Genomic DNA, 25,325 nt, shown 5'->3' on the forward strand with positions numbered 1-25,325 from the left:
AGTAGGATGATGAACATGCAACAAACATTCAAAATTATTGACGAAGATGGAATTCACGCACGTCCGGCAACAGCATTGGTAAATACGGCTAACAAATTCCAGGACACCAATTCATTTGCCGAAGCTAACGGCAAAAAAGTAACGCTGAAATCGATCCTGGGCGTTCTGTCCCTCGGATTGGAGCAAGGTGATACATTGACACTGATCACGGAAGGCGGCAATGAGAGCGAAGCGCTGACAGCACTGCAAGAAGTGATGGTGAACGAAGGGTTAGGCGAGCTTCATGAATAATTTGAAAGGAATCGCGGCTTCCGCGGGCATCGCGATTGCACGTGCTTTTACACTGGAGCATCCTGATTATTCTGTTACGGAAAAGCAAGTGGCAGACACGGATGCCGAGCTTTCGAAGCTGGATGCGGCGCTGGCTCAGTCCCAGGCTGAGCTTGAAGCGATCAAAGCCCGCACGCTTCAGGAACTCGGGGAGAAGAAGGCTGAGATTTTCGAATCTCACCTTCTCATCCTGAATGATCCGGAATTGATTGAACCAGTCAAAGCGAAAATCGTTTCGGATTCGGTTAATGCGGAGTATGCCTTAAATGAAACGGCAACCCAATTCATTCAAATGTTCGAGAACATGAAGAGTGCTTACTTGCAGGAGCGGGCAGCGGATATGCGCGACGTCACCAAACGTATTCTCAAGCATCTGCTCGGCCTGAATTATGTCAGTCCTTCAGAAATCAGCGAAGAAGTAATCGTGGTTGCAGAGGACTTGACTCCTTCGGATACAGCGCAGTTGAACCGCAACTACGTTAAAGGATTCACGACGAATATTGGCGGGCGCACCTCGCATTCTGCCATCATGGCCCGTTCGCTTGAAATTCCGGCTGTCGTCGGAACGAAAAACGTGCTCTCTTCGGTCCAAAACGGGGATTTGATCATCGTTGACGGACTGGAAGGGGATGTCATCATTAATCCTACGGAAGCCATCGTGGCACAATACCGTGCGAAGCAGGATGCCTACGCCAAACAGGTCGAGGAATGGAAGAAACTCCGCTCCGAACCAACGGTATCCAAGGACGGGATCCATGTGGAGCTGGCCGCCAATATCGGGACACCGAACGATGTAACCGGCGTGCTGGAGAATGGCGGAGAAGCGGTAGGACTGTATCGTACGGAATTCCTGTACATGGGCAGAGATAAACTTCCTTCCGAAGAGATCCAGTATGTCGCCTATAAATCGGTACTGGAGAAAATGGAAGGCAAGCCGGTTGTTGTCCGCACGCTCGATATCGGCGGGGACAAGGAGCTGCCTTATCTGGATCTGCCAAAGGAAATGAATCCGTTCCTGGGCTTCCGGGCCGTTAGGCTGTGCCTGGATCGTCAGGATATTTTCAGAACCCAGCTTCGGGCACTGCTGCGCGCAAGCGTCCATGGCAATCTGCGAATCATGTTTCCCATGATCGCGACGCTCGGTGAATTCCGTGAAGCCAAAGCTCTTCTGGAGGAAGAGAAATCCAAGCTTGTAAGCGAAGGCATTCCGGTATCCGAGGACATCCAACTCGGGATCATGGTGGAGATTCCATCTACCGCGGTCCTGGCGGATCAGTTTGCCAAAGAGGTTGATTTCTTCAGTATCGGAACGAATGACCTTATCCAGTATACGATGGCCGCTGACCGCATGAATGAACGGGTTGCTTATTTGTATCAACCTTATAATCCGGCGATTCTGCGACTGGTTAAAATGGTCATCGATGCCGCTCATCGCGAAGGCCGCTGGGTTGGCATGTGCGGTGAAATGGCGGGTGACGCCACGGCGATTCCAATTCTCCTCGGTCTGGGGCTGGATGAGTTTAGCATGAGCGCTACATCCATTCTTCCGGCGCGCAGTCAGATCGGGAAGCTGTCCCGCAGTGATATGCAGGCACTCGCTGCCAAGGCGCTTGAAATGGGTACTGCAGAGGAAGTTGTGGCTCTGGTGGAATCCATAGAAACTGCAGCGGAGTAAGAAGGAAGACAACTTAACAACTTGATCGATCCATGTAGTCTCGTATTTCGTTTGTTTTTTGGGGACTCTACCAATCTTTTTCCACGATAGCTTTACATTGACAACATCTGTCCATTCGGACAGATGTTTTTTTTGTCAACAGAAAGACAGCTGGCATATTTGCTAGTATAATAGCCTAAATATATAGTTATTTGGCATCAAACCCAAACCAAATCAGGGCTTTTGGCATATCATGATATATGAAAGCGTTCTACATTCATGTGCTAGAGGTCTGTCTTATGATTCAGGCGCCCATACTAGGAAGTAAATCTACTTATAAGTGACGGTGATGATGACTATGGACATGATCAAGAGCTGCACAAGTGTTAAGCTGGGGGCAACCTGCCGAAGAGAGGGAACGACCTTTCAGGTGTGGGCTCCGGATGCGGTTCATGTGAAACTGGCTTTGTATGAAAGCCCGGGAGAGTATAACGAGCAAGGTGTCGTAACGGATCACGAGTGTGGCACATTATATTTGATGGAACGTAATGGCGACGGCATATGGTCGGCTGTCGTAAACAGGGATCTTCACGGAACCTATTATATGTACCAAATCGAGTCAGCGGACGGTGACGTGCATTATGCCGTAGACCCCTATGCAACAGCGGTGTCAGCCAACGGCTGCCGCGGAGTGGTTGTCGATCTGGCGAAGAGCAATCCGCCGGAGTGGGAGCAGGATGTTAGACCCAAGCTGCTGAAGCCTACGGATGCGGTGCTCTATGAGCTTCATGTACGCGATTTCTCGATTCATACCGATTCGGGAATGAAATATAGAGGTAAATATAAGGCATTCACAGAAGGTGGCCTGCGGGATTCCGAAGGGAATACCATTGGACTGGATCATCTCGAAGAATTAGGTGTGACCCATGTGCATCTGCTGCCGATATTTGATTTTCGAACGGTCAATGAGCTGGACGGATATAATGCCGGGAGCTTAAGCCGCGAGTATAACTGGGGGTATGATCCGCAGAATTACAATGTTCCTGAAGGTTCATACTCGACAGATCCTATGGATCCGATCCTGCGCATCCGGGAGCTGAAGGAGCTGATTCTGGCTCTGCATGCCAAGGGAATCCGTGTCGTCATGGACGTGGTTTACAACCATACGTATATGGTGGATGACGGTCCGTTTGAACGATTGGCGCCAGGGTATTTCTATCGCAAGGATGAATATGGACATTTATCGAACGGTTCAGGTGTAGGCAACGAGCTGGCTACGGAGAAGCCGATGGTACGCAAATATATCAAGGATTCCTTAAGGTACTGGGCCGAGGAGTATCATATCGACGGCTTTCGATTTGATCTGATGGCTCTGATCGATACAACAACGATGAAAGAGATTGTAAGCGAGCTGCGTCGTGAGGTCGATAGCTCTCTCTTGTTCTACGGTGAGCCCTGGACGGGAGGAATGAGTCCGCTGACGGAGCAAACCGTCAAAGGAAGCCAGAAGGGTCAAGGCTTCGCTGTATTCAATGATCATTTCCGGCATGCCATCAAGGGTGACAATGACGGGCGCGGCCGAGGCTTTGCTACGGGCGAAGCGTGGTACGAGGGCGCTGTCGTTGAAGGGATGATGGGCTCGATCCATGATTTTGCGCTTCATCCGGATGAGACGGTCAATTATGTCACCGTGCATGATAATTTGAATCTGTGGGACAAAATTTTAGTGGCGAGCGGGATGGAAGAACAGGCGGGTCTGCTTCGCATGACGGACGGGAAGCTGGTTAACGGCGGCGATGCATGGCAGGCAACGGCTGCTTCCACACCCTATGCCGGTATTCCTGATGAAGATGTAATGTCGGCAGCGGCTGTGCGCCGCAGCTTGCTGGCTAACGGGATTGTCCTGCTGTCTCAAGGGATTCCGCTGCTCCATGCCGGCGATGAGCTGCTTCGCACGAAATTTGGCGATCATAACAGCTACCGCAGCGGCGATGCCGTTAATGCGATCCGCTGGTCGAACAAGAAACGATTCAAACCCGTGTTTGACTATTACAAAGGCCTTATTGCCTTGCGCAAAGCTCATCCGGCATTTCGTATGGCAGCAAGAGAAGAGATCGAGGAACATATGGAAGTGCTGCGCAGCAGCGATCGGATTATCGCCTACCGATTAACGCATCATCCACAAGATAGCTGGGGCCAGATTGTAGTGATCGTGAACGGGAATGAGCATGAAATGACGGTTGATTTGCCGCCTACACCTTACCGCTGGAGCATCGTGGTGAATGATCGTCAGGCAGGTACGGATACGATCGAGACGTTGGACCAAGGAGCTATAGCGGTCCCAGGGCTTTCGCTGATGGTGTTGTACGAAGACCAGACCCAGAAGAAGCAAGGCTTGACTACCGTTGAGATTGAATATGAAAGACGTGATCAAGCATATGATGGCTGGAACGTATGGGTGTGGGGAACAGGCGTGGAGGATGGCAGCGTGCCATTCTCAAGAGTGGACGGCGGCAAAGCTCGAGCGGTCTTCTATGCAGCTCCCGGAACCAAGCGGGTCGGCTGTATCGTCAGGTTGAACGATTGGGAGGATCGGGAAGGCGAGAACGACTGGTTTATCGATATTCCGCCAGACGAAGCCAAAGTACGGATCTCGCTGCTAAGTGTCAAAGGCGACGGCTCCAAGGGCCAAGAGCAGCGGGATATGGCGAGTTGAGGATTGTATATAAGGATTGTATATTTAAAAAATCAGGAGCCCTCCTATTGTACTGAAAAGGGGGCTCCTATTATTTATATTTCAAAAGGGGTACCATTCATTACCCACAGGATTGAAATTTAAAACATCTGAAACTCATGATTAGTTAGCAGGTAAATAGGGTAATAATGAGATAGACTTTGTTTTCGATAAAGGAGGATGTCACTCATGTCAAAAGGAAACACAGTTCAACTCCAAGCAGATGTTCGTGATGAATTTACCCGGGCTTCTCGCCGAGTGCTTCGCGAAAATGGCGGAATCCCCGGCGTTGTATACGGCGCGGGCGAGGAAAGCATCCCCGTAGCTGTTAATTTCAAGGATACGGCCAAGCTGTTCCACACCGGACGTTCAGAGGTATTCCAGCTTGATATTCCAGGCTCCGGTAAAATTCCGGTTTTGATTAAGGACATTCAAAAGAGACGCGGCACTGTATCCCATGTGGACTTTCTGCGGATCTCCATGAACAAGCCGGTTCGTGTCAGCATACCGGTGGATTATCAAGGTACTGCTGCCGGAACGAAATCTGGCGGTATTCTGCAAACCCAGGTGACCGAAATCGAAGTAGAGGGATTGCCAGGCGAGCTGCCTACTACCCTCGAAGCGGACGTATCCGCTCTGGAGATTGGCGACAAGCTTACGGTTGTAGATATTAAAGTACCGGAAGGTATTACATTGCACGCTTCGGATGAGGAGGTTCTCGCAACCGTCATCGTGCCACGCGCCGTTGAGGCTGCTGAGACGGTGGATGAAGCGGACGCTGAGGAAGCGGATGCGGGAGAGACAACCGAAGAATCATAATATGCACATTTAAAAAGGCGCTTGCTATGCTGGGAATCCAGCGGAGCAGGCGCCTTTTTGTCACGAATTTTTAAAGTTTATTTAACTTTTCGATCATGGATTCCTTTATAACTCATCGGTGCGTCTCCAAAGTATTTGTTCCAAATGGTCAAATACGTTCCGTCCTGCTGCATGGTAGCCAGTGCATTATCAACGGCGGCCACGAGATCCGGATTCCCTTTTACAAAGGCTGCGGAAATCTCGGACACCTGATCGGCGGATTCGGCGGCAGCGACCGGCAGATTCGGGAACTGCTGCTTCAGGTTGGTTACGGATAACTGGTCCGAAATGACGGCATCCAGCTCTCCGTTTGCGAGCTTGTTAGCTGCGTCTGATATATATTTGATCGGGACAATTTCCGCTCCATGCTTCTTGGCCATATCCTTATAAATTCCGGTTGGGTTCAGGCCGACACGCTTATCCTTGATGTCCGAGAAGGTGCGAATCTGATCTTCACCCGAGGAACGCACAAGCAGAACCGGGGTTGAGGATAGATAAGCGACGGAAAAATCATAGAGGGCCCGCCGGTCCGGCTTGTCTTCAATCTGGTTGAAGACGGCGTCGTATTTGCCTTCCGTCAATCCTGGCAGCAGATTCTCCCACTCGGTTTCAACGAATTCTGCTCTTAGCTCCATATGACGGGCAACCTCTTCAGCGATTTCCACATCAAAACCTGTAAGTCTTCCGCCCGTTCCATGGTAACTGAAAGGGGGATAATCCCGTTCCGTTGCAATTCGCAGGGTCCCGCGCTCCACGGCATTCCGAAGCAGGAAGCCCGTGTTCACCCGGTAAGGATTTACGCCCATGTTGGGGGTCGGCACCCGGTCATTGCTGTTAGGCGTGCATCCGGTAAGTACAATTGAACCGATCAGTGTGAATAAACAGGCAAGACTGATCCAACGTATCGATTTTGTTCCGCGCATGATTCCAGAAACCATCCTTTCTTTATTCACGGTCCTTCGAGGCCCATTTCGTAAAGTTAGGATGTCCCAAAGGATGGTTCGTATATTCGTGAAATGTCGGTACACGGTAAGAACTTAGGGTCTCTAATCGGATTGGAGAGGAGAATGAAATAGGCTGTGCTATCTCCGCCTGCAGCAGCAGCGGAAAAGCACAGCCTATTTTTGCTAGATAGAATTGATGTTAACGTTGACATGCTCTTGATACAGCGCTTTATGCTTCTTAACGGGCCATCCATCCGCCATCAACACAAAGCACATGTCCGTTCATATAATCCGAAGCGGCGGAAGCGAGGAATACGGCGGGTCCGCCAATATCCTCGGGTTTCCCCCAGCGTCCGGCAGGAATACGTTCCGTAATGGAAGTCCGTCGTTCCTCATCCTGACGGATGGCTGCCGTATTATCGGTTTCGATATAACCGGGAGCAATTCCGTTCACTTGGATGCCGCTGGCTGCCCATTCATTGGCCAAAGCTTTCGTAAGGCCGGCAACACCATGCTTGCTTGCCGTATATCCGGGCACGTTGATTCCGCCTTGGTAGGACAGCATGGAGCAAATGTTAATGATTTTGCCGCTGCCGCGTTCAATCATATGTCTTCCGGCAAGTTGGGACAGCAAAAATACGGTATTCAGATTCAAGTCAATCACGTCAAGCCAATCTTGAGTACCATGATCCTTGGCGGGCGTCCGGCGGATAATGCCGGCATTGTTTACGAGAATGTCCACATGCCCCGTCAGCTCCAGCGCTTGGTCAAAAGTTTGCTGGAGTTTGCTCTGGTCGCTTAGATCGACCTGAATTTCGGAAGCTTTTCTGCCGAGTGAAGTGATGGCTTCTATCGTTTCGGCGCTTGTATTCATGGACACGGCAACGATATCCGCGCCGGCTTCGGCTAGAGCTATCGCTATGCCTTGCCCTAGTCCTCTGGCGGAGCCGGTGACGATTGCGGTTTTGCCTGATAAGTCAAACCTGTTCATGCTCCAGTATCCCCTCTCATATGCTCTCTATTTAGTAATTATGAAGTTAGGCCGGTTTTGAGTTTTGATGCGGCGCTTACAGCATGGTAACGCCGGCACCTTCATATTGTTTGATCGTCTCGGGTGGCAGTCCCGCATCGGTAATGATGCCGTTGATCTCCTGCAGGGATGAAAATGTCCTTAATGCCGTTTGACCAAATTTGTGATGATCGACAACGGCATATACCTCCAGCGAAGTTTCGATTAATGCCCGTTTGAAAGGGATCAAGTCCCCGGTATATATGGACAATCCATGATCAAGATGGACGCCCGTGGCGGATATGAAGGCTTTTTGAATGTTCAGCTGTGATACATACGATACGCCTTCAGGGCCTGCGAGCATATTTCGGACCCGGTAGCCCCCCGGAACGACCAATCGGATATGATTCTTGGTCGCCAATTCGCTGATGATATACACATCGTTCGTAATGACCGTCAGAGGCACATCCTCCAGCCTGCGGGCAATCTCCAGCGTGGTGCTGCCTCCGTCTAAGGCGATGATGTCATCGGTATTGATATGCTTCAGCGCTTTCAGCGCGATTTCGGTCTTTTCAGTCGGATGCTTGGCAAGCGGTTCTTTGGACGGCAGGATGCCGAATTGATCGCTGTGCGCAAGGACAGCTCCGCCATGCACACGAACGATTAGACCCTGTTCCTCCAGCTTGGTCAGATCCTCGCGTATGGTTTTTCCGGTTACTTGAAGCTGCTGGCTTAGGTCGGCGACAGTCACTTCTTTATGGGTTAGAAGGTACTCCATTATTTTTTCATAGCGTCGTAACGGGTTCATATGAATCTCAACTCTTCCGTGGGTTAATGGATATTCCCCTCTATTTTAAATCTTTTATGGACACCGGGTCCATATCATCATAACGTTTATTATCTCCGGCCATGCCCCAGATGAAGGTATAGTTGCTTGTGCCTACCCCGCTGTGGATCGACCAGCTTGGCGAAATCACGGCCTGCTCATTGCGCATGACGATGTGCCGCGTTTCATTGGGTTCACCCATCAGATGGATGACAACCGCTTCTTCCGGTAAATCAAAATAGAGATAAGCCTCCATCCGTCTTGGGTGGGTATGGGCAGGCATCGTGTTCCACATGTTTCCTTCTTTCAGCAGGGTCATACCCATGACAAGCTGGGCGCTCTCAATGCCTTTTTGATGGATGAAACGATAGATCACGCGATCATTGGAATTTTTGATATCGCCCAAAGCGCTGGAATCGGCTTCCTCCAGAGTGGCCTTGGCTGTCGGGAATGTTTGGTGCGCTGGCGCAGAATTCAAATAGAATTTGGCTGGGTTGGATGGATCCGTGCTTTTAAAAATAACCTCTTCCGTGCCCATGCCAACGTACAAGCATTCTTTGTTGTTCAGTTCATGCTCCGCACCGTCCACCAGTACGGTACCATGTCCGCCAATATTGATAATGCCAAGCTCACGGCGTTCCAGGAAAGAGGAAACACCCAGCTCTTTAAGGTCGGTTTCCAATTTGACTTGTTCTTGAACGGGAGCGGCGCCACCGATAATCATACGATCTTCGTGCGTCAGGACAAGCTCCAGCTTGTCAGGCGTAAACAGGACGGGGATATGGAATTCCTTGCGGAGTCTTTCTGTGTCATATTGTTTCACTTCATTAGGGTGTGATGCATAACGTCTTTCCATGTTCGTTCATCTCCTCATCATTCTATTATAATGAATTCATAATGTTCATATAAGTACAAATTACTCCATTTATGTTCATATTACAAGAGCTAAATACAAAATGAACCATAATTAACACCTGGTGAACATCGAGCCGACTTCATATATATCTGACTGAACTTGGAGCAGAAAGGGAAGAACTAGCATCAATGGGGATGGGCAGGCTGCCCTGAAATGCTCTTCAGCAAGGCTAGCTATGAAGTGAACAAGGTACGACTAGGAGATTGATAACCCGATGAAAAGAATGATTGTTATTCTAACAGCTGTGCTCGCAGTGGCCGGTTCTCAAAATAACGCTGATGTCCCGTATTATCCTTATCATCAAACTGGGGAACGGGAAGTATGGATGAGGTCGGAGAATGAGCGCGATCAGTCCTGGGTTAATATTGCCCATCGGGGGGCGTCGGGTTATGCCCCGGAAAATACGATGGCTTCTTTTGTTAAAGCATTTGATATGGGAGCGGATATGCTGGAATTGGATGTCCAATTGAGCAAGGATGGACAGGTCGTTGTAATTCATGATTCCACGGTTGAGCGAACCACCGATGGGCAGGGAGAAGTAGGCGATTTAACCTTTGAGGAGCTGCGTATGCTGGATGCAGGTTCATGGTACGATTCGGCGTTTAAAGGAGAAGTCATTCCCGCTTTGGCGGAGGTGCTTGAGCATTTCGCGGGGCGTATCGGGCTGTTGATCGAATTGAAATCTCCCTCCCGGTATCCGGGTATCGAGCAAAGGGTTGCAGACGAGTTGAAAAGGTATATCATCGGCGCTGATGGTGGTGAGAGGTATAAGGACCTGATCATCGTGCAGTCAGCAGATAAGGACTCTCTCCTTCGATTCCGGCAGCTGATGCCCGATATCCCGCTGGGCGTTGTTATCACCAGTGCGGGCGACTTATCCAAGCAGCAGCTGGAAGATATGAAGACCTATGCGGAGTATGTGAATGTATCGATGAGGCTGGTATCCAAAGGGCTGGTTCAAAAGATACATCAATCCGGGCTGAAAACGATGGTATGGACCATTCGGGATATGCTGCAGATTCCTTATGTGCTTCAAATTAACGTGGATGGGATTATTACGGATTACCCGGATCGGGTACCGATTTCAATTTCGAACAGGAAAATGATCAGATAAATGGCGTAACGGTGTTGACAACCTTTTGAGAAATCAAGGGTTGTCTTTTTTAATGTGTAAGTAAATATAACATATAAATAAAAATTAAGAGTGAATTGCATGGTTTATCTATCGTTAATGTAATATAACATCACTTAAAGTGCGAAAAAAAAAGAATTCTTAGTTATTTTCGAAAAAATAAATAAAATAATGTCATGATTATTGACATAGGAAATATAAGGCAACTATAATGTGGGATAACGAACAGAGAAGTCAGTTTGCAGATAGAATGTTCGGAAACGTAAAAAAGGGAGTTGGGAGCGAATGAAGAAACAAAGCGTGATCGTTAAAGGCTGGGCCTCATTTGTTTTATGTGCAATCTTGATGTCAGGCTGCGTGACGGAAAAGGAAGCCGCTCCAACCGCCGGAGCGGATAACGGGAGTCCGGCGGTAGAAGCCGCTGGCGATTCAATTAAGGTTGGCATTCTTCACTCACTCAGCGGAACGATGGCCATAAGCGAGGTATCCGTTAAGGATGCAGAGATGCTTGCCATCGAAGAAATCAATGCAGCTGGCGGCGTGCTTGGCAAGCAGATCGAACCCGTAATCGAGGACGGTGCCTCGGATTGGCCGACCTTCGCGGAGAAAGCGGGCAAATTGCTGCAGCAGGATAAGGTTGCCGCCGTATTCGGAGGCTGGACCTCTGCCAGCCGGAAAGCCATGCTCCCTGTTTTCGAACAGAACAACGGCCTTTTATTCTATCCGGTCCAATATGAAGGGCTGGAATCCTCACCTAACATTTTTTATACGGGCGCAACAACCAATCAGCAGATCGTACCCTCAGTGTCCTGGTTGCTGGAGAACCGCGGCAAAAAAATGTTCCTCCTCGGCTCCGATTACGTGTTTCCGAGAACGGCCAACAAGATCATCAAGGCACAGTTGACGGCAGAGGGCGGCGAACTGGCTGGGGAGGAATACACGCCGCTGGGTCATACCGATTTCAGCACGATTATAGCCAAGATCAAGGAGGCGAAGCCCGATATCGTCTATAACACGCTGAACGGCGACAGCAATGTGGCCTTCTTCAAGCAGCTGAAGGATGCGGGCATTACCTCCAAGGATATGACCACGCTGTCCGTCAGCGTGGCGGAGGAGGAGATCCGAGGCATCGGCGCAGATATACTGGAGGGTCATCTGGCAGCCTGGAACTATTATCAATCTACCGATACTCCGGAGAACAAGGCTTTTGTCGACAAATACAAAGCAAAATACGGCGCTGACCGCGTGACGGCTGACCCGATCGAAGCGGGATACACGGCGGTGTACTTATGGAAGGCCGCGGTAGAGAAGGCAGGAACAACGGAGGTGGCCAAGGTGAAGGAAGCGGCAAAAGGCATTGAGTTCGCCGCTCCGGAAGGGAAAGTAACCATTGATGGGGAGAATCAGCACATTCATAAAACGGTGCGCATCGGCGAGGTGCAGGCTGACGGACAATTTAAGGAGCTCTGGAATTCGGGAGAACCCGTTAAACCGGATCCCTATCTGAAAACCTATGATTGGGCGAAGGGATTAAGCGGAGAATAAAGCTTCATCTCATGCATGGATGGCCTTCAGGCTATTTCGTGAAAGGAGGTTCACCCGGATGGAAATGACGATCCTGCAAGTGTTTAACGGACTCAGCGTCAGCTCGATCCTATTATTGATTGCTCTTGGCTTAGCGGTGACGTTCGGCTTGATGAATGTCATTAATATGGCCCATGGCGAGCTGATCATGATCGGTGCTTACTCAACGTACGTCACGCAAGGTTTGTTTACCGCGTATATGCCGAAATCCTGGTTCGACACCTATTTCATCGCAGCTTTGCTTGTATCGTTCTTGGTTGCAGCCGCCGTCGGATGGCTGCTTGAAATGGTGCTCATCCGCCATCTGTACGGCAGGCCGCTGGATAGTCTGCTCGCTACATGGGGCGTCGGGATGATGCTCCAGCAAATCGCAAGATTCATCTTCGGCGCGCCGAATGTGGCTGTTACCAGCCCGTCCTGGCTAAACGGCGGGCTGGCGATCACTTCAAGCATCGTCCTTCCATACAAGCGGCTGTTCATCATCGTATTGGTGGCCGTCGTGCTGACAGCCATGTATCTCTATATTTATAGAACGGTCCAAGGCCGAAGAATGCGGGCGGTGATGCAAAATCGAAGCATGGCCGGGTGTCTCGGTATTTCAACCCGACGCGTGGACGGCCTGACGTTTGCGATCGGCTCGGGCATTGCCGGCATTGCCGGCTGCGCGTTAACATTGCTTGGCCCGATCGGTCCTTCGATCGGAACCTACTATATTGTCGATGCTTTCATGGTGGTGGTCCTTGGCGGCGTTGGGAAATTGATCGGCACGGTTGCCGGGGCGCTGGGCATTGGCGTGTTCAATACGCTGTTTGAGACCTATACTTCGGCATCCATCGGCAAAGTGCTGGTATTCGCCTGCATCGTGGCATTCCTGCAGTGGAAGCCACGCGGGCTCGTTGCACTACGAACACGCAGCCTGGATTAGAGAGGAGGGGATGGTATGGTGCTGAAATGGTTGACAGGAAACCCCGGCAGCCGATCGAAACGGATGATGTGGAGCGTGGTACTGCTCCTGATGTGTATGGCACCTTTGTTCACGACCCCTTTTCGCCTCGGTTTGTTAACGAAATTTCTGGCTTTGGCGATCCTGGCGGTCGGGCTTGATCTGATCTGGGGCTATGGCGGCATTTTAAGCCTTGGGCACGGCGTGTTCTTTGGATTAGGCGCTTATGCCATGGCCATGTATTTGAAGCTGGATGCCAGCGGCGCTTCCCTGCCTGATTTCATGGGATGGAGTGGGGTGACGGCGCTCCCATGGTTCTGGGAGCCGTTCCGATCGTTCCCCGCGGCCTTGCTACTCGGGATGCTGCTTCCGGCCCTGCTTGCGTTGATACTTGGATTCTTTACGTTTCGCAACCGGATCGTCGGCGTATATTTTACGATTCTGACGCAGGCTCTGGTTATGATTGTGGTTACGCTGTTTGTAGGCAAGCAGGAGTGGACAGGGGGCACGAACGGGCTTACGGGATACAATTCCATTTTGGGTTTTAATCTGAATGCGCCGTCAACGAAAATCGGGTTGTATTTTATTACGCTTGCCGCTTTGGCAGGAGCCTATATTCTGTGCCGAAGAATTGTGAACAGCAGGGTGGGCCAGGTACTGGAAGCCTCAAGAGATGGGGAGAACCGGGTGCGGTTTCTGGGTTTTGACCCTTCCCGTTACAAGACCTTTGCCTTTGCCGTATCGGGCGGTCTGGCCGGGCTTGCAGGCATGCTGTTTGTCCTTCAGGTCGGCATTATTTCGCCGTCAATGATGGGCATCGTTCCATCCATTGAAATGGTGCTCTGGGTCGCTCTCGGCGGCAGGGGAACGCTGATCGGCGCTATTATTGGCGCCGTGCTGCTGAACGCAGCCAAGACCGGGATCAGCGAGGCTTATCCGGAAGGATGGCTGCTTGTATTGGGTGCATTATTTGTCATCGTTGTTGTGTTGATGCCAAAAGGATTGACCGGATTGTGGAGCAAGGTGGTTTCGTCATTATCTCGAAGAGGAGGGACTGTGCATGCAGCCGTACGCGAAGAGAGTTGATTTGCCGCTAGCTGTCCATGGAGAAGTCAGGGATATCGGTATTTCCCCCATCGTGTTGTCCGCGGAGAACATTACGGTCACTTTTGGCGGGTTTGTGGCGGTAAACGGCATGAATCTGGCACTGCGTCAGCATGAGCTGCATTTTCTGATCGGCCCGAACGGCGCGGGAAAAACCACGATGCTGGACGTGATCTGCGGGAAAACAAAGCCTGCCGCAGGAAAGGTGCTGCTGGGGGACGGACTGGAAATCACCAGAAAGCGGGAGTATGAAATCGCCCGTCTCGGCGTGGGGCGAAAATTTCAAGCGCCGTCGGTATTTCCTAACCTGAGCGTCAAAGAAAACCTGGAGCTGACAGTCGATCCCGATCGAAGCGTGTTCCGTGCGCTGAAGGCCAGGAGAAATCGATGCACCACGTTCGAAATGAAGAAGGTTCTGGAGTTGATCGGGCTGCCCGATCGGATACACGTTCGGGCAGGCTCTCTGTCGCATGGAGAGAAGCAATGGCTGGAGATCGGCATGCTGCTGCTTCAGAAGCCGCGGCTTCTGCTGCTCGATGAGCCGGTAGCGGGGATGACGGACGAGGAGACGATGAAGACCGGCGCGCTCCTCCAGCGCATCGCCATGGAATGCTCCGTCGTTGTCGTTGAGCATGACATGGAGTTTGTGCGCTCTTTTGCTGCTAAGGTTACCGTGATGCATGAAGGGAAACTGCTGAAGGAAGGCTCCATGCAGGAGATTCAACGCGATCCGCTGGTAGCCGAGGTTTATCTGGGAAAAAGGAGGGAGGCGAATGCTCAAGCTGCAGGGCATTGAATCGGGCTACGGGGAGAGCCCCGTCCTCCGCGGCGTATCTATGGTTGTCGACCCGGCGAAGGTCGTGTGTCTGGTAGGGCGCAACGGCGTCGGCAAAACCACGCTCATGCGGACCCTGATCGGGCAGCTGAAAATCCGGCAGGGACGGATGACTCTTGGCGAGCAGGAGGTTACCGGCTGGGATTCCGTAAAAAGAGCGAGAGGCGGCATCGGGTATGTTCCGCAAGGGCGCGAGATTTTTCCGCAGCTTACCGTGAAGGAAAATCTGCTGCTCGGACTTGAGCCAATCGTGCCGAGGAGGAAGGCATTCCCGGAGGATGTGTTAGCCCTGTTCCCAGTCCTGCCCCAAATGTACCACCGTCAAGGCGGTGATTTAAGCGGTGGTCAGCAGCAGCAGCTAGCCTTTGCGAGGGCGCTCGCCTCCAGACCCAAGGTGCTGCTGCTCGACGAGCCGACCGAGGGAATCCAGCCTTCCATCGTGGAGGAAATTCAAGACGTGATCAGGGGGATCAAAGCTAAAGGGGAAACGTCGGTCATTCTGGTGGAGCAGAGCATCGAGTTTGTCCGAAGCGTAGCCGACTATATCTATGTCATGGATAAAGGCACAATTGTTGCCGAAGGGGTACAGGATACTATCGATATGGAGCAGTTCGAGCATTATTTGACGGTCTAAGGAAGAGTGTTCATTCAAGTTCATTGGCGTTTGGAGGTAAATTATCATCATCATTTGAATAAATAGAAGGTTGTCTCTGTAAGGGTTCGTTTTTTCCACCTGCAGGGGCAGCTCTTTTTTTTATTTAGATCTTGCTATTTTTGAGATGCGGGGTTAGAATGTGAGTGATTCAACTTGTACGTACATTTATAATTAGATTGATAATTATTGTATATAGGTATGTACAAGTTAGTGAGCAAGCATTCATACAGGAGGCGTTATTATTATGAAATTGAAACCGCATTCTTTTTGGTTCGTCACCGGAAGCCAGCACTTGTATGGTCCCGAAACGCTGGAGCAGGTAGCTGAGCATTCCCGCATCGTGGCAACGGAGTTTGATAAAGATCCTGTATTTTCCTACCCCATTGTGTTCAAGCCGATCGTAACGACACCCGATGAAATATACAACTTGATTCTTGAGGCTAACAACGATGAGTCCTGCGCAGGCATTATGACCTGGATGCACACCTTCTCCCCGGCCAAAATGTGGATTGCGGGGCTATCCCAATTGCAGAAGCCGCTTCTTCATTTCCATACCCAATTCAACCGGGATATCCCTTGGGAAACGATTGATATGGATTTTATGAATTTGAACCAATCCGCGCACGGTGATCGCGAGTATGGTCATATCGGTGCCCGTCTCGGCATTGCCCGCAAGGTGGTTGTGGGCCATTGGGAAGACGGGGAGGTTCGCGACAGCATCGCCGGCTGGATGCGGACCGCCGCGGCCTATGCCGAAAGCCGCAGGCTGAAGGTGGCCCGCTTCGGCGATAATATGCGCCAGGTGGCGGTAACCGAAGGAGATAAAGTAGAAGCGCAAATCAAGCTTGGCTGGTCCGTGAACGGTTATGGCATCGGCGATCTTGTGCAGTCCATGAATGAAGTCGGCGATGATGAGGTAAAAGCCCTCTTGAATGAATATGCCGACTTGTATTCGATAACCAAGGAAGGGCTTAGCGATGGCCCTGTACGCGATTCCATTGCGTACCAAGCCCGGATCGAGATTGCGCTTCGTCGTTTCCTCGAGGAAGGCGGCTTTGGCGCATTCACGACGACCTTTGAGGATCTGCATGGAATGAAGCAGCTTCCGGGACTCGCCGTACAGCGTCTGATGGAGTCGGGTTACGGCTTCGGCGGGGAAGGGGATTGGAAAACAGCTGCCTTGACCCGTGTATTGAAGGTGCTTGCCGGCAATAAAAGCACTTCCTTCATGGAGGACTACACCTATCACTTCGAGCCGGGGAATCATATGATTCTTGGATCGCACATGCTGGAGGTATGTCCGACCATCGCATTGGATAAACCGACGCTGGAGGTTCATCCGCTCGGGATCGGGGGCAAGGGAGATCCGGCACGTCTCGTGTTTAACGGCCAGGACGGCCCAGCTGTGAATGCTTCCCTGGTTGATCTCGGACACCGTTTCAGACTGCTGGTGAATGTGGTGGATGGCGTCAAGGTTGAACAGCCGATGCCGAAGCTGCCGGTTGCCCGTGTGCTGTGGAAACCGCAGCCATCCCTTCGCGAGTCTGCGGAAGCGTGGATTTTGGCTGGCGGAGCGCACCATACCGTTCTATCTTATGCCATGACGGCAGAGCATTTGAGCGATTGGGCGGAGATGGTCGGCATTGAAGCGGTCATTATTGATAAGGATACAACGATACCTCGCTTCAAGAACGAGCTGCGTTGGAGTGAAGCCGCATACCGTCTGCGGTAACTGGTTCTGTCGGCATTCCCTTGGCCTGTGTTACAATAGCGAGATAACTTAGGATTGCAGGTGATCCTAACATAATGAGTGCGTGAGGCTAGAGGTGAATGATGAATAATAGACGGATACCCAAATATATTGTATTAAAAAACGAACTGCTCTCCTGGTTTGAATCCGGAAGGCTTCAAGCAGGCAAACAGGTTCCTTCGGAGCATGAAATCGCCGACCAGTTCGGCGTAAGCCGCCAGACGGTCCGCCAAACCTTCGGCGAGCTGGAGAAGGAGGGCTGGCTGGAACGGATTCAGGGAAAAGGGACGTTCGCCAGAAATCCCGACCGGCGGGAGAGTGAGCAGGTTAAGACGATCGGCATCATTACAACCTACATCTCGGATTATATCTTCCCGCATATCGTTCGGGGAGCGGAGGCGGAGCTGCGCAGCAAGGGATATCGCCTGTTGCTCTCCAGTACCGATAACAACAAGGTGAAGGAGATGGAGAGTCTTCAGCTCATGACCAGTCAGCCGCTCAGCGGGCTCATTATCGAGCCGACCAAGAGTGCGGAGGGCAACCCGAATTTGACGTATTTCCTGTCCCTGCAGGAGAAGGGAATTCCGTTTTTGATGATCAATGAGAAGTATCGGGAGCTGGAATGTCCTTGTCTGAAGCTTGATGATGAGCTTGGCGGTTACAAGGCCACACGTCATTTGATCGAGAACGGACACCAGGCGATAGCCGGATTCTTCAAGCGGGATGATCTTCAAGGCGTGAACCGGCTGAAAGGCTTCTTACGTGCACATCGCGAGGCTGGAATTCCCGTTTCACCGGAGCGGGTGGTTACGTATACAACGGAACAGAAGGGAAGTCTTCCGTATGATCAGGCCATCCAGTTGCTGAAGCAGCCGGAGGAGCAGCGACCGACGGGGTTTGTATGTTATAACGACGAGCTGGCTGTATCTTTAGCGGAGGCTGCCGGGCAATGCGGGCTGCATATTCCGCAGGATGTGTCCATGGTCGGCTTCGATGATTCGACGCTTGCCGTTGCTTCCGGCGTGAAGCTGACGACGATGACCCACCCGAAGACAGAGATGGGAATCATGGCGGCCAGACAATTAATTAGTATGATTGAGTTTCATACCGTTATAGAGGATACGGTGTTTCAGCCGGAGCTGGTGGAGAGAGAATCGGTGAAGAAACGGTAGAGATAAGGGAGTGCAAGGTCCGAGTTTCGGACTCTTGTTTGCCAACTTGTACGTACAACTATATTTTTCAAATATAGAGAGGAGCGGTTGTTCATGTTGGAGGATTTAAAGCAGCAGGTGCTGGAGGCGAATCTGGAGCTTCCGAAGCACGGACTCGTTACCTTTACATGGGGAAATGTCAGCGGCATCGACCGTGAACGTGGACTGTTTGTCATTAAGCCAAGCGGTGTGCCTTATGAGGATTTGAAAGCGGCCGACATGGTCGTTCTGGATTTGAAGGGAAATGTCGTTGAAGGGGATATGCGCCCCTCCTCCGATACCCCGACTCATCTGGTCCTATATCAGAACTTTAAAGAGATTGGCGGAATTGTGCATACCCACTCTCCGTGGGGAACGAGTTGGGCTCAAGCCGGACGTGCGCTTCCTGCCTACGGAACGACGCACGCCGACTATTTTTACGGAGAGATTCCGGTTACGCGGCCCATGACCCGCGAAGAAATTGAGGGAGCCTATGAGTTGGAGACGGGCAACGTTATTGTCGAGCGATTCGCGGACCTGGATCCGAACATGGTGCCCGGGGTGCTTGTCCATTCGCATGCGCCATTCGTGTGGGGCAAGGATCCGCATAATGCGGTGCATAACGCGGTAGTGTTAGAGGAATGCGCTAAAATTGCAGCCCGGATGCAGCAAATTAATCCGGAAACCGAACCGATGGATCAGACGCTGCTGGATCGCCATTTTTTGCGGAAGCATGGAGTTAATGCCTATTACGGTCAAAAGTAACTTGTATTCATCATTCATGATTTCATCTGTAGGAGGAAATAAGATGGGGAATAAATACACCATTGGTGTTGATTACGGAACACAGTCCGGGCGAGCGGTGTTGGTGAATTTGGCTGACGGGCAGGAAGTAGCGGATCATGTTACGCCTTACCGGCATCATGTCATCGATGAATTTTTGCCAGGTTCCGGTAAGAAGCTGGAGCACGATTGGGCGCTGCAGCATCCGGGGGATTATCTGGAGGTTCTGAAGGTATCCGTGCCTGCCGTTATTCAGCAATCCGGCATTGATCCGGCGGATGTGATCGGAATCGGCATTGATTTTACGGCTTGCACCATGCTGCCCGTTGACGAGCTTGGGGAGCCGCTCTGCTTCCAACCGGAGCTGGCCGACCAGCCGCACAGCTGGGTTAAGCTGTGGAAGCATCATGCCGCCCAGCCTGAAGCAGACAAGATCAACGCGATTGCCGCTGAGCGCGGAGAAGCCTTCTTGCCCCGCTATGGCGGGAAGATTTCTTCCGAATGGATGATTGCCAAGGTCTGGCAAATTCTTGATGAGGCACCGGCGATCTATGAACGTGCGGACCGATTCCTGGAAGCGACCGATTGGGTCATTTCCCAAATGACCGGCCAGATTGTCCGCAACAGCTGTACGGCTGGTTACAAAGCGATATGGCATAAACAAGACGGATATCCAAGCAAGGAATATTTTAAGGCGCTGGATCCCCGGCTGGAGGATCTGACCGATACGAAGCTGCGCGGAGAGGTCCGTCCCCTCGGCAGCAGCGCAGGCGGTCTTACTGAGAAGATGGCGGAGATGATGGGCTTAACTCCAGGGATTGCCGTGGCCGTCGGCAACGTTGACGCTCATGCCGCGGTGCCTGCAGTCGGTGTCGTCACACCGGGCAAGCTGGTAATGGCGATGGGCACATCGATCTGCCATATGCTGCTCGGTACCGAAGAGAAGCAGGTTGAAGGGATGTGCGGTGTCGTCGAGGATGGCATCATTCCCGGATTATACGGTTATGAAGCCGGGCAATCGGCAGTAGGCGATATTTTTGAATGGTACGTCGAGGAAGCGCTTCCCGCGTATGTAAAAGAAGCTGCGTCCGAGGAAGGAATCGGCGTGCATCAATGGCTTGAGCGAGAAGCGGCTGCCTATAAGCCGGGTCAAACCGGATTGCTTGCACTGGATTGGTGGAACGGCAACCGTTCCGTGCTGGTGGATACGGATCTGACCGGGCTGATGTTAGGGATGACCCTGTTGACGAAGCCGCAGGAAATCTACCGCGCCTTGCTTGAGGCGACCGCATTCGGTACGCGCAAAATCGTGGACGCTTTTCACGAGAACGGTGTCGCGGTGGACGTCCTGTATGCTTGCGGCGGACTGCCTCAAAAGAACCGTCTCTTGATGCAGATTTATGCGGATGTTACGAATCGCGAAATTATGGTGGCTGATTCCAAACAGACGCCGGCGCTTGGCGCCGCGATGTTCGCTGCAGTCGCTGCGGGCGAGGCGCAGGGCGGGTATGATTCGATTATCGATGCCGCCGAGAAGATGGCACGGGTGAAGGAAGAGACCTTCAAGCCGATTCCGGAGCATGTGGAAGTGTATGAGCAGCTGTATCAGGAATACAGCAAGCTGCATGACTATTTTGGCCGGGGCGAAAACGACGTGATGAAGCGGCTGAAACGAATTAAGCAAACGGCTGAATAGGCCTTGTCAGACTAGAAGCCTGAATAAATACGGCAGGATGGGATGAAGGAGAGGAACGAACGTGACGGATTACTTGAACGAATCAAAAGGTTTAATGAACCGGATTAGGGAGCAGCAGCCGACGTTCCGCGGGCTAGAAACCATGGTGCTTGAGCCCGGCGCTGTGCAAGACGTGCCTTCGTATCTTAAACGGCAGGGCCTCAGTTCACCAATCGTTGTTGCAGATGCGAATACGTATGAAGCGGCGGGTAAAAAGCTGGTGCAGAGCCTGGAAGCCGATGGTCAGAAGCCCCGGCTGTGTCTGATTCAGCCAGATGAGCAAGGCGACGTTGTCGCGGATGAACGCTCCTTGATGCAGCTGTTTATCGATGTGGAGCCTGAAGGGACAGGATGCCTGATCGCTGTGGGGTCCGGGACCATTCATGACATTACGCGCTTTGTGAGTCATCGGAGCGGCAAACCCTTCATCTCGGTGCCTACGGCACCTTCGGTCGACGGCTTTACTTCGGCGGGAGCGCCGATCGTGATCCGGGGAGTCAAGCAAACCTTTGCGGCCACGGCTCCGATCGCGATATTCGCCGATCCGGACATTCTTGTGAAGGCACCGCAGCCGCTGGTAGCGGCAGGCTTTGGCGATATGCTAGGCAAATATACATCGCTGCTGGATTGGAAATTCTCTTCGACCACGGCCGGCGAGCCCTATGATGAACAGGTGGCGGCCATTACGGAGAAGGCGCTTGAGGCTTGCATTCAGCATGTGGAGGCGATTGGCCAGCGCACGGAGGAAGGGATCCGCATTCTGATGACGGCTTTGATCGAGTCGGGTATCGCGATGCTGCTGTTCGGTCAGTCCCACCCTGCCTCCGGGGCGGAACATCATCTGTCGCATTATTGGGAGATGGAGTACTTGCGCCGCGGCAACCGGGCCCTGCTGCATGGTGCCAAAGTGGGGGTGGCCTGCAGCGAAATATCGAGCCTTTATCACGACGCGGCCGATAAGGGCATGTATCCTCATGCCGAGCCTACACACTGGGCGACATATAGAGAGCAGGTTCGGGAGTGGCTGCGTAAGGTCCCTTCGAAGGAGGAGATCGCCGAGCTGCTGCGGCAAGCCGGAGGTCCGTCAACCCTGCAGGAGCTTGGCATTGATGACGAGCTGTTCCGGGAGAGTCTTCAGGAGGCGCACACGCTGCGCGACCGCCATACCATTTTGAGGGCATTGAACGAGGCCAAGGTTGGAGTAAGGCAATAGGGAGAGTTGGGCAGTAGGATGTGGACTAAAGATTCCACAGTGCTCGATTCTGTTTTGCTATTCGCATTCTTATAGTAGAGATTTAATTTTGTCAAAGAAGAAAGGGACTTTCAATGATCATTGAAAGTCCCTTTTTTGTGTTTTGAAATTCAGTATAATATTTTGGACGCGCGGAGCAGATCGCCGGAGCAAGCTTCGGTGATTTTTTTGTACATATATGCTGTAAGAGATAGATTTAGAACGCTTAGAAAATTATAAACATAATTTACGGATATATAGAAAATAATTTTCTTGTAAGCATTTACATTTAACTTTTTGTTTGATAGGCTATGGATAAAGTAGCAAATCATACATCACTAAATCAGAAGGAGCGAGGATGATATGGGAAACAGGCTGAAGTATGATGTGGTGGTCATGGGCGGCGGCATATCGGGAGCAATGGCAGCTGTTGCGGCATCCAGTTTAGGGGTGAAGACGCTGATCGTAGAGTCCCATGGGTTTCTTGGCGGGACACTTACCGCGAATGGGGTAGGGCCGATGATGACATTCCATGCGGGAGAGAAGCTTGCCATTCAAGGGTTTACAGATCAGCTAATTGAACGGCTGAAGAGGCAGGGCAAGTCGCCGGGGCATATTTTCGATACGGTTGGCTTTACGTATTCGGTTACCCCGTTCGATGCCGAAGCAATGAAGCATGAGCTGGAGCTGATGGTCACCGAGAACGGAGGGGAGATTCTGTATCATACGATGCTGGCTGGCGTGAAGACCGAGGGCGGACGAATCGTCAGCATAACAGTATGCAATAAAGCAGGTTTGAGCGATATCGAGGCGTCCGTGTTCATCGACGGGACGGGAGACGGCGATTTATCCGTCGGGGCAGGGGCCGAGTTCACCAAGGGCAGGGAATCCGATGGGGCCATGCAGCCGATGACGTTGAAGATGAAGATGTATAACGTCAACATTCCGAATGTAAAACAATATATTCACGCCCATCCGGAAGACTTTCCATTGTATCAGGGCGACACATCCATCATCGAGAAGGCGCCTCGCTTGTCGGTAGGCGGGTTCGACAGTCTGTTCAACCTGGCGAAGGAAAGGGGCGAGATCTCCATTCCGCGGGAGAATGTGCTATTTTTCGAGACGAATAACCCGGGCGAGGTCATCCTGAATACAACCCGGATCCTCGGTCATGATCCGACGGATGCATTCAGTCTGAGCAAGGCGGAGATGGAAGGGCGGAAGCAGTGCCGCGAGCTAGAGCTGTTCATGCGCAAGTATATTCCGGGCTTTGAGCATGCGGTCGTGGAATCGACCGGCCCGAATATTGGCGTTCGGGGATCCCGCCAGATTAAGGGCGTGTACACGCTGACGGCCGATGATTTGCTGGAACAGCGGCTGTTCGAAGATACGATCGCGCATTCTGGCTACCCGATTGATATCCATAGTCCGGACGGCGAAGGTACGAAGCATCAGAAGCTGGAATGGGGCGGTATGTACAGCATTCCTTACTCCTGTATGATCACGGATTCTGTGCAGAACCTGATCGTCATCGGCAGATGCATTTCGGCCACCTTCGAAGCGCAGGCAGCGATGCGGACGACGCCGACGACGGGGGCGATCGGCCATGCCGGCGGGGTAGCATCTGCGTTGGCCGCGAAGAAAGGCATTTGCGTCCGGGATGTGGACATCAAGGAAGTGCAGTCCGTGCTGAAAGCACAGGGCGCTTATTTAGAAATATAGATGAAGATAAGCTTATTGAGAACTTGATTCGAGAGGAGAATACAACGTGACATCTTTCATGTGGGTTCAAGCCATCGGCATTTTACTTGTCTTTCTTGTGTTTGTCGGGTTAATGATGACCCGGAAACTTCCGACCATTCTGGCCCTGCCCTTGATGGCGATTCTTTTTGCCGTCATTGGCGGCGTGCCGTGGATGTCGAATGATCCCGAGGCGACCACGATTGCCAAGACGATTCTGTCATCCGGTTCGATGAGGTTATCGGGCGCCATTGCGGGCTTGGTGTTCGGGGCCTGGTTCGGACAAATTTTGAATAAAGTCGGCATTACCAAGTCGATTATTCGAAAGGCGGCCGAGCTTGCAGGTGACAAGCCGATGCTGATTGCGGTCCTGTTTTTCGCAACCGCATCCATTATCTTCTCGGCGGCCGGCGGACTGGGCATGGTCATCCTGGTCGGTACGATCGTCATTCCGATTATGCTGACGGCGGGCATCTCCCAGTTTGTCGCATCCATCGTTGTTATTTCCGCCGTCGGCGTCGGCGCGCTGTTCAACGTCTCCAACTGGGCCGTTTATGTCGATGTGCTGGGCCTCTCGGTTCAGACGATTGCGGATTATACGCTGGTCGCCGCGCTGCCGCTCATTCTTGTGTCGTTGGCGATGATTATATTCTACATCCAGCGGGACGGCAAAGGCCGCAAAGCGTGGGCGATGCCGACGGCTTCCGGAGGAGAAGGGAAAAAAGTGCCTGCCTTTGCCCTCATTAGTCCGCTTGTGCCGGTCATTCTCGTCTTTGCATTCAAGCTCGATATTGTCCCGGCGGTGGTCATCGGCGCGATACTGCTGACCTGGCCGAAGCGGCCGATTCATGTCCTGTCCAGTGCGCTGGTGGAAGGGATTCAGGACGTTGCCGGCGCGATGGCGCTCATGATCGGCATCGGCATTCTGTTGAATTCCGTTATGGCGCCGCAGGTATCGGCGCTGATCAGCCCGTTGATTGAAGCTGTGCTGCCGACCAACCCGTTGATGTATATTCTGTTCTTCACGTTGCTGTCTCCGCTCGCCATCTATCGCGGGCCGCTGAACGTATGGGGCCTGGGCAGCGGCATTGCCGCTCTGTTCGTCTCGGCGGGCATGACCCCGGTCGCGGCGATGCTGGCGCTGCGCGTCGTCAGCAATGTGCAGGCCGTATCCGACCCGACGAACTCGCATAATGTGTGGGTCGCGGATTTTACGAAGAGCGACATTAACGATATTTTGAAAAAGACGCTTCCTTGGATGATGGTTGCGGTGCTAATTTCGATGGTGTTGGGTTCATTCATGGTCTTTTAGAAGCAGATAGAATCCGGGCGGAGACTTACGAGTGTCTGCCCGTTGTCGCAGGAGGAGAAC

21 protein-coding genes are annotated in these 25,325 nt (G+C 52.0%); 17 read left to right on the forward strand and 4 right to left on the reverse strand.

Translation table 11 applies throughout. The annotated features are described in order from the left end of the window. Positions 1 to 15: 15 nt before the first annotated feature. From ACPV3A_RS25185 to ACPV3A_RS25200, 4 genes are all read left to right on the forward strand, one after another. Positions 16 to 291 (forward strand): HPr family phosphocarrier protein, encoded by a 276-nt coding sequence (locus tag ACPV3A_RS25185; protein WP_071222804.1) that lies wholly within the window; start codon positions 16 to 18, stop codon positions 289 to 291. After that, the gene (gene ptsP / locus ACPV3A_RS25190; RefSeq protein ID WP_426201936.1) at positions 284 to 2,005 is read left to right on the forward strand and encodes a phosphoenolpyruvate--protein phosphotransferase; all 1,722 of its coding nucleotides are present in this window, start codon (positions 284 to 286) and stop codon (positions 2,003 to 2,005) included. Before ACPV3A_RS25185 ends, ptsP begins: the two co-directional genes overlap by 8 nt. Before the next feature lie 343 nt (positions 2,006 to 2,348). After that, positions 2,349 to 4,700 carry a type I pullulanase gene (gene pulA, locus ACPV3A_RS25195; protein WP_426201972.1) on the forward strand — a complete coding sequence of 784 codons (2,352 nt, stop codon included), beginning with the start codon at positions 2,349 to 2,351 and terminating at the stop codon, positions 4,698 to 4,700. A gap of 207 nt (positions 4,701 to 4,907) precedes the next feature. After that, entirely contained in the window at positions 4,908 to 5,537 is a 630-nt protein-coding gene (locus ACPV3A_RS25200) for a 50S ribosomal protein L25 (RefSeq protein ID WP_426201939.1), read from the forward strand. A 77-nt stretch (positions 5,538 to 5,614) separates the two neighbouring features. Here ACPV3A_RS25200 and ACPV3A_RS25205 read toward each other — a convergent pair whose 3' ends face one another. The 4 genes from ACPV3A_RS25205 to kduI all read right to left on the reverse strand — a co-directional run bounded on the left by ACPV3A_RS25205 (position 5,615) and on the right by kduI (position 9,211). Next, complete coding sequence (locus ACPV3A_RS25205) at positions 5,615 to 6,499, reverse strand: transporter substrate-binding domain-containing protein (protein WP_216535470.1); 885 nt, start codon at positions 6,497 to 6,499, stop codon at positions 5,615 to 5,617. A gap of 259 nt (positions 6,500 to 6,758) precedes the next feature. Continuing rightward, on the reverse strand, positions 6,759 to 7,511 hold the full coding sequence (gene kduD, locus ACPV3A_RS25210; RefSeq protein WP_194541544.1) for a 2-dehydro-3-deoxy-D-gluconate 5-dehydrogenase KduD: 753 nt from the start codon (positions 7,509 to 7,511) through the stop codon (positions 6,759 to 6,761). 76 nt (positions 7,512 to 7,587) lie between these two features. Further along, positions 7,588 to 8,337, reverse strand: coding sequence for a DeoR/GlpR family DNA-binding transcription regulator (locus ACPV3A_RS25215; protein WP_194541545.1), 750 nt, complete (start codon positions 8,335 to 8,337; stop codon positions 7,588 to 7,590). A gap of 40 nt (positions 8,338 to 8,377) precedes the next feature. Further along, positions 8,378 to 9,211: a 5-dehydro-4-deoxy-D-glucuronate isomerase gene (gene kduI, locus ACPV3A_RS25220; protein WP_194541546.1), complete on the reverse strand. Its 834-nt coding sequence runs from the start codon at positions 9,209 to 9,211 to the stop codon at positions 8,378 to 8,380. Positions 9,212 to 9,485: 274 nt separating this feature from the next. On the opposite strand from kduI, the gene ACPV3A_RS25225 reads away from it, so the two are divergent. The 13 genes from ACPV3A_RS25225 to ACPV3A_RS25285 all read left to right on the forward strand — a co-directional run bounded on the left by ACPV3A_RS25225 (position 9,486) and on the right by ACPV3A_RS25285 (position 25,265). Further along, positions 9,486 to 10,385 (forward strand): glycerophosphodiester phosphodiesterase, encoded by a 900-nt coding sequence (locus ACPV3A_RS25225; protein WP_339222653.1) that lies wholly within the window; start codon positions 9,486 to 9,488, stop codon positions 10,383 to 10,385. Positions 10,386 to 10,688: 303 nt separating this feature from the next. Continuing rightward, a complete protein-coding gene (urtA, locus tag ACPV3A_RS25230) occupies positions 10,689 to 11,948 on the forward strand; it encodes an urea ABC transporter substrate-binding protein (RefSeq protein ID WP_194541548.1) in 1,260 nt (419 codons plus the stop codon). A gap of 58 nt (positions 11,949 to 12,006) precedes the next feature. Next, on the forward strand, positions 12,007 to 12,912 hold the full coding sequence (gene urtB, locus ACPV3A_RS25235; RefSeq protein WP_220686106.1) for an urea ABC transporter permease subunit UrtB: 906 nt from the start codon (positions 12,007 to 12,009) through the stop codon (positions 12,910 to 12,912). A gap of 15 nt (positions 12,913 to 12,927) precedes the next feature. After that, a complete protein-coding gene (urtC, locus tag ACPV3A_RS25240; protein ID WP_426201944.1) occupies positions 12,928 to 14,016 on the forward strand; it encodes an urea ABC transporter permease subunit UrtC in 1,089 nt (362 codons plus the stop codon). After that, complete coding sequence (gene urtD, locus ACPV3A_RS25245) at positions 13,991 to 14,830, forward strand: urea ABC transporter ATP-binding protein UrtD (RefSeq protein ID WP_426201946.1); 840 nt, start codon at positions 13,991 to 13,993, stop codon at positions 14,828 to 14,830. Before urtC ends, urtD begins: the two co-directional genes overlap by 26 nt. Continuing rightward, positions 14,808 to 15,503 (forward strand): urea ABC transporter ATP-binding subunit UrtE, encoded by a 696-nt coding sequence (urtE, locus tag ACPV3A_RS25250; RefSeq protein WP_426201949.1) that lies wholly within the window; start codon positions 14,808 to 14,810, stop codon positions 15,501 to 15,503. Before urtD ends, urtE begins: the two co-directional genes overlap by 23 nt. Positions 15,504 to 15,768: 265 nt before the next feature. After that, positions 15,769 to 17,256, forward strand: a complete 1,488-nt coding sequence (gene araA / locus ACPV3A_RS25255; RefSeq protein ID WP_426201950.1) for an L-arabinose isomerase — start codon at positions 15,769 to 15,771, stop codon at positions 17,254 to 17,256. A gap of 101 nt (positions 17,257 to 17,357) precedes the next feature. After that, the gene (locus ACPV3A_RS25260) at positions 17,358 to 18,446 is read left to right on the forward strand and encodes a GntR family transcriptional regulator (protein WP_220686104.1); all 1,089 of its coding nucleotides are present in this window, start codon (positions 17,358 to 17,360) and stop codon (positions 18,444 to 18,446) included. A 93-nt stretch (positions 18,447 to 18,539) separates the two neighbouring features. Beyond that, positions 18,540 to 19,229, forward strand: coding sequence for an L-ribulose-5-phosphate 4-epimerase (gene araD, locus ACPV3A_RS25265; protein WP_071222819.1), 690 nt, complete (start codon positions 18,540 to 18,542; stop codon positions 19,227 to 19,229). Positions 19,230 to 19,272: 43 nt separating this feature from the next. Continuing rightward, complete coding sequence (locus ACPV3A_RS25270) at positions 19,273 to 20,943, forward strand: ribulokinase (protein WP_339295959.1); 1,671 nt, start codon at positions 19,273 to 19,275, stop codon at positions 20,941 to 20,943. Positions 20,944 to 21,004: 61 nt separating this feature from the next. Beyond that, the gene (locus ACPV3A_RS25275; RefSeq protein ID WP_426201953.1) at positions 21,005 to 22,195 is read left to right on the forward strand and encodes a sn-glycerol-1-phosphate dehydrogenase; all 1,191 of its coding nucleotides are present in this window, start codon (positions 21,005 to 21,007) and stop codon (positions 22,193 to 22,195) included. Positions 22,196 to 22,576: 381 nt separating this feature from the next. Continuing rightward, positions 22,577 to 23,935, forward strand: coding sequence for an FAD-dependent oxidoreductase (locus ACPV3A_RS25280; protein ID WP_426201955.1), 1,359 nt, complete (start codon positions 22,577 to 22,579; stop codon positions 23,933 to 23,935). A gap of 46 nt (positions 23,936 to 23,981) precedes the next feature. After that, positions 23,982 to 25,265, forward strand: a complete 1,284-nt coding sequence (locus ACPV3A_RS25285) for a citrate transporter (RefSeq protein WP_426201957.1) — start codon at positions 23,982 to 23,984, stop codon at positions 25,263 to 25,265. Positions 25,266 to 25,325: the final 60 nt, after the last annotated feature.

It is taken from the genome of Paenibacillus sp. Dod16, from assembly GCF_049893405.1.
Lineage (GTDB): Bacteria > Bacillota > Bacilli > Paenibacillales > Paenibacillaceae > Paenibacillus_AQ.